We start from the raw sequence: 6215 nt of genomic DNA, 5'->3' as shown, positions 1-6215 counted from the left end.
AGCACGTCAATACGCTTGGGCGTATTCACCAGAGCGCCGGCAGCTGCGGTCAACGACATAACCCCATCATCGCAACCGGGTACGACAAGTTTCGGCTGTCAGGGCGCGGCCGTCGTCATTGGTCAAGCGGGACAGCATGATTGCCCTCGCAGTGCCGGGGCGCGGCGCGAGGTAGCACTACGGGCGGAACCCGGAAACCCGGAGTTTTGACGCCCATAACGGTGGTCCGTGAGAAACTCCATGCCTCGGCACACATATTGAAGGGAATTGGCAGTGGAGGAGCGACCTGCCGTCGTATTGGAGCCTCGCACCGAGGCCGGTGTGACCCCGGTCTTGGGTGGGTGGCGCGCCACCACCGCGCCGGCGGCGTTCGCGCCGGTGGACATCGCTCGCGTCCTTCAATACGTTCGCCACCCGGTGCACGTGGTCCGCGAGGCGGCGACCGGGCAGCTGGGGCTTGCCATGGGCGGCGAGCTGGTGGACGTCGGCGCGTCCGAGATATCGCTGGTGGCGACGCTGCCCCCGATCTACCCGGAGTGGCTCGGCGACCGCGAGTTCTGCGAGGCCCACGGGACCCGTTTCCCGTACGTCACCGGGGCCATGGCGAACGGCATCGCGACACCGGCGCTCGTGGTGGCGATGGCCCAGGCCGGCATGCTCGGCTTCTTCGGCGCCGGCGGCCTCGCGTACGCCGATGTGGAGCGCGGCGTGGCCGACATCCGGGCCAGGCTCGCGGGGAGGCCCGGACTCGCCTGGGGCGCGAACCTGATCCACTCGCCCACCGAGCCCGCGCTCGAGGCGCGGGTGGCGGAGCTGTTCATCGCGCACGACGTCCGCGTCGTCGAGGCGTCGGCGTTCATGAAACTGACCCCCGCGGTGGTCCACTACGCTTTGTCCGGCCTGTCGACCGACGCGGCCGGGGCGATCGTCCGGAAACACCATGTGATGGCGAAGGTTTCGCGGCCCGAGGTCGCCCGCATGTTCATGGAACCCGCGCCGGCGGCGCTGGTGTCGGCCCTCGAATCCGCCGGCAAGCTGACGTCGCGGGAAGCCGAACTTGCGCGGCACGTGGCGGTGGCCGAAGACATCACGGTCGAGGCCGACAGCGGGGGACACACCGACAACCGCCCGCTGTCGTCGCTTTTCTCCGAGATCGCGCTGCTGCGCGACGAGCTGGCGCACCGACACGGCCTCGACGGCCGCGTGCGGGTGGGCGCCGGCGGCGGCATCAGCACGCCGCAGTCCGTCGCCGGCGCGTTCGCGATGGGGGCCGCGTACGTGGTCACCGGCTCGGTCAACCAGTCGTGCGTCGAGTCGGGGCTGTCGACACGCGCGCGCGAGATGCTGGCCAAGGCCTCGGTGGCGGACGTGATGATGGCGCCTGCGTCCGACATGTTCGAGATGGGCGTGAACCTGCAGGTGCTCAAGCGGGGCTCGATGTTCGGCCCGCGGGCGAGGAAGCTCTACGCGTGGTACGCCGGCTACCCGGACCTGGCGGCGGTGACCGGCGAGCACGGCGCGGAGCTGGAGAAGATCCTCGGTAAGAGCGTCGACGACGTCTGGGCCGAGACGCGGCGGTACTGGGAACAGCGGGAGCCGGCGGTGCTCGAACTCGCGGACCGAGACCCGAAGTATCAGATGGCGCTGGTGTTCCGCTGGTATCTGGGCAAATCAAGCCGTTGGGCGATCGACGGCGATCCGGAGCGTGTCCTGGACTACCAGATCTGGTGTGGCCCGTCCATGGGCGCCTTCAACGGCTGGGTGGCGGGCAGTTACCTGGAGCGCTGCGAGCACCGCAACGTCGACCAGGTGGCGCTCAATCTGCTGGAAGGGGCCGCCCGAATAAGCCGGGCCCAGCAGGCGCGAACCTGCGGCGTTCCCGTTCCCGTAAGTGCATTCCGCTATATTCCGCAGCCATTGTCGATAGCGCCCGGCGCCGCGGTGTCTGTCTGACCGTTGCCGGCGCGGGGAGAATTCGTTGCCGCGGAAATGGCGACTGCGCGGCAAATATTACTTACTGGTAGTTTTTCCGCCTGCACGCTCCGCGGTCGCGCGCGCCGGATCCCACCGCCCCGAGACCGATCCCGAGTTATTGACATTCCGTCAATACGACCGCCTATGCTCTGGTATCGTCCGGCGAGCGTTCGACCCGTCTTGGCTGATCAACCCGGCAAAACCTAACGATCAGTCATCCTGACCCGGGTTGACAGGCGATGCAGTACGTGTTATCGACCTGAAGGAGACCGGTGGTATCCAAGCATCCCCCTGTTGCCGTCATCGGGGTGAGCGCGCTGTTTCCCGGGTCTCCGGAGGCCGAGCGCTTCTGGCGCAACATCGTCGGCGGCGCGGACCTGTTCTCCGACGTTCCGGAGTCGCATTGGAACGTCGACGATTATTACGACCCAGCTCCCGGCATTCAGGGCAAGGTTTACGCGCGCCGCGGCGGATTCTTGCCCGATATCGACTTCTCACCGATGGATTTCGGAATTCCACCGAATGTGGTGCCCGCGACCGACACCGCCCAATTGCTTGGTCTACGGGTCGCGCAGCAGGTTTTAGAGGACGTGGCGGGTGGTGACTTTTCTCGGCTGGATCGCGAGCGGGTCAGCGTCATCCTGGGCGCGTCCGGCGGCACCGAGATGACCAACTATATGGGCGGCAGCCTGCACCGGCCGGTCTGGGAGCGTGGGCTGCGCGCCGCCGGGCTGTCGGAAGCCGAGATCACCGCGTTCAGCGAGAGCGTCGCCTCCGGCTACACGCCGTGGCAGGAAAACACCTTCCCTGGGCTTCTCGGCAACGTCATCGCCGGGCGCATCGCCAATCGCTTCGACCTCGGCGGCACGAACTGTGTCATCGACGCCGCGTGCGCGAGCTCGCTGGCCGCTCTGGAGGTCGGGCTGCACGAGCTGTATCTCGGTGAGTCGGACATGGTGATCGCCGGCGGGGTCGATGCCTTCAACGACATCTTGATGTTCATGTGCTTCGCCAAGGTCACCGCGCTGTCGCCCACCGGCGACTGCCGCCCCTTCTCCGACCAGTCGGACGGCACCATGCTGGGCGAGGGGCTGGCGATGTTGGCGCTCAAGCGCCTCGACGACGCCGAACGCGACGGCGACCGGATCTACGCCGTGATCCGCGGCATCGGTACGTCCTCGGATGGCCGCGCCAAGAGCATCTACGCGCCGAGCCCGGCCGGTCAGGCGAAAGCCCTTCGCCGCGCCTATGCCGCCGCCGGCTACGGCCCCGAAACCGTCGGGCTGGTGGAAGCCCACGGCACCGGAACCAAGGCCGGCGATGTCGCCGAATTCACCGCGCTGCGAGAGGTGTTCGACGGCTCGGGGCGGGCGGACCGGCAATGGTGCGCGCTCGGCTCGGTGAAATCTCAGGTCGGCCACACCAAAGGCGCGGCCGGTGCCTGCGGCCTGTTCAAAACCGTGCTGGCGCTGCACCACAAGACGTTGCCGCCGACCATCAAGGTCGATCGGCCCAACCCCGCCCTCGAAATAGAGAAGTCCCCGTTCTACCTCTCGACGCGGGCGAAGCCGTGGGTGGCCGCCGACGGCGTCCCGAGGCGCGCGTCCGTCAGCTCGTTCGGCTTCGGCGGCACCAACTTTCACGTCACGGTCGAGGAGTACACGGGCGCCGGAAACCGCGCGTGGCGCTACCGGTCCTGGGATTCCGAGCTGATCGTGCTCGGCGCGGCCTCCACCGCCGCGCTTTCCGAGCAGGCCACCCGGCTATCCGCGTCGCTGGTCGACGATCCCGACATGCTCGGCTACCTCGCGCGGAGCACGCAATCCGCCTACGACGCCACCGCGCCGCACCGCCTGGCCGTCGTCGCCGACAGCGTGGCCAACCTGCGCGCGATGCTCGACGAGGCCGCGGCGAAACTCCAAACCCCCGATCTGGCGGCATCATTCAGCTCGCCGCGGGGCTACTACTACTCGGCGCAACGGCCGGGCCCGGTCGCGCTGTTGTTCCCGGGGCAGGGCAGCCAGTACGTCGGCATGGGCGCCGACCTGCCGCAGGTCTACGAGCCCGCGCTGACGCCATGGGAACTGGCCCGCGCCGAACTGCTGAACGCCGAGCGTGACCTGCACCAGGTCGTCTGGCCGAGAACGGCGTTCAGCGACGACGAGCGCGCGCTGCAGGCGGGCGAGCTAACGAGGACCGAGTGGGCGCAACCGGGCATCGGGGCGCACAGCCTGAGCCTGCTGTCGGTGATCCGTGCCCTCGGCATCGCGCCAGTGGCCGTCGGCGGACACAGCTTCGGCGAGGTCACCGCTCTGTGCGCCGCCGGTGTTTTCAGCGAAGAGGTGGCGCTGCTGATCGCCCGCGCGCGCGGCGCGCTGATGGCCGAAGCCGCCACCAGCAGCGACGGGGCGATGTGCGCGGTGACCGCGCCCGTCGACTCCGTGCGCAAGCTGATCACCGAGTCCGGGCTTCCGGTGACCATCGCCAACCACAACGCCCCCGACCAATTTGTGCTTTCGGGCGAGCGTGCGGCCATAGACGATGCCGCGCAACGATTTATGGAGGCGGGCATCAACGCGCGGCACCTTGACGTCGCCACCGCCTTCCATTCCGACATCGTCACCCCCGCGGCGGACCCGTTCGCCTCGTTCCTCGCCCAGATCCCGTTCGGCGCGCCGGAGGTGCCGGTCTACGCGAACGCGACGGCGCGGCCGTACGCCGGCGACGCACACCAGATGCGGAACACGCTGGCCAACCAGATCGCACAGCCCGTGCGGTTCGCCGAACAGATCCAGGCGATGTGGCAGGCCGGCGCGCGCACCTTCGTCGAGGTCGGCCCCGGCGCGGTGCTAACAGGCCTGGTCGGCAAGTGCCTCGGCGGCGAGGAGCACTCCGCGGTGTCCCTGGACACGAAGGGCCGCAACGGCATTCGATCGCTCTGGGTGGGACTGGCCCAACTCGCGGCCGCGGGCGTCCCGATGGACTTCGAGGCCCTCTGGGCCGACTACCGCGTCGTCGACGACCCGCGTAGCCGGGAGCGGCCGAAGCTGACCCTCAAGATCAACGGATCCAACTATGGACGGCCTCAGATGAACGACGAGCCCGTCCAACGGGCTGTCGAAAACCCCACCGAACACAGTGCCCGAAGCAACGGACACCGGACCGAATCGGAGTACAAATTGGCGCTTTCCGAATCGTTTACGCCAACCGCGACGGCATCGCCGCCGGCGCTCCAGCTGGGTGCCGACGTCGTCACGGAACTGCTCGCCGCCGTCGGGACCGTGCAGGAGGGAATCGGCCAAATACAAAGGCTGCTGCAAGGTCTCGTGCCGGGTGCCCCGGTGGCCGCACCGCCCGACCCGCCCGCGGTGATCCCCGTCGTCCCCAACGGGAAACCGGCGATGCCCACGCCGCCGCCGGCCCCCGTCATCCGCAACGGCGGGCCCTCGGTGCCCGCGGGGCCGGCCCTCCACAACGGCACCCCGGCGGGCCACAACGGGACGGCAGCTCCGGTGAGCACGCTTGCGCCGGTGGCTGTTTCGGTTGCCGGTGGCGAGTTGGTGACGCAGATGCTGGAGGTGGTGGCGGACAAGACGGGTTATCCGGTGGAGATGCTGGATTTGTCGATGGCGCTGGAAGCCGATCTCGGTATTGATTCGATCAAGCGGGTGGAGATCTTATCCGCGGTGCAGCAGCGGGTCCCGGCACTGCCCGAGGTGGAGGCCGCCACGATGGCGACGCTGGGCACGCTGCAGGAAATCGTCGACTACCTCCAAGGCCTGACGGCCCCGACCGAGGCAGGTGATCGCCTCCCTTTTGACTTAGCCGGAGCGGGGATCGCGCGCTACGCGGTGCGTGCGATTCCTGCTCCGGCTAGCGGGATGGGGATGCCGGGTCTCTACACCGCCACCAACGTGGAGATCGTCACCGCGCCAGACGAGCAGGATGCCGCCGACGCGCTGGCCGCGATCCTGCGCACGCACGGCGTCAACGCCACGATCGTGCCCGAGCCGGGCGCCAACGCCGAGGCGGTGATCCACCTCGGCGGTCTGCGGCGAACCGATACCCGCAACGACGCACTGGCCATCAACCGCACGGTGTTCGCGGACACCCAGCGCCTCGCCGCAAGGTTCGCCGAACACGGCGGCGTGTTCGTCACCGTCCAGGACACCGGCGGCACCTTCGGACTGCGCACCGACCCCGGCCCCCGCGCGTGGGCCGGCGGCCGCGCCGCCCTCGCC

Annotated in this window: 2 protein-coding genes; both read left to right on the top strand. The window is 68.7% G+C overall.

What is annotated here, in order from left to right:
• Nucleotides 1-273 precede the first annotated feature (273 nt).
• Nucleotides 274-1953, top strand: coding sequence for a PfaD family polyunsaturated fatty acid/polyketide biosynthesis protein (locus A9X00_RS15880; protein ID WP_232006839.1), 1680 nt, complete (start codon nucleotides 274-276; stop codon nucleotides 1951-1953).
• Between the two features lie 293 nt (nucleotides 1954-2246).
• Nucleotides 2247-6215, top strand: a 3969-nt coding sequence (locus tag A9X00_RS15875; RefSeq protein WP_156772118.1) for a type I polyketide synthase, incomplete at its 3' end; no start/stop codon positions are given.

The sequence above is a fragment of the Mycobacterium sp. 1245805.9 genome (assembly GCF_001672915.1).
In the GTDB taxonomy this organism is placed as follows: Bacteria; Actinomycetota; Actinomycetes; order Mycobacteriales; family Mycobacteriaceae; genus Mycobacterium.
This window is presented reverse-complemented; position numbering and strand designations above follow the sequence as displayed.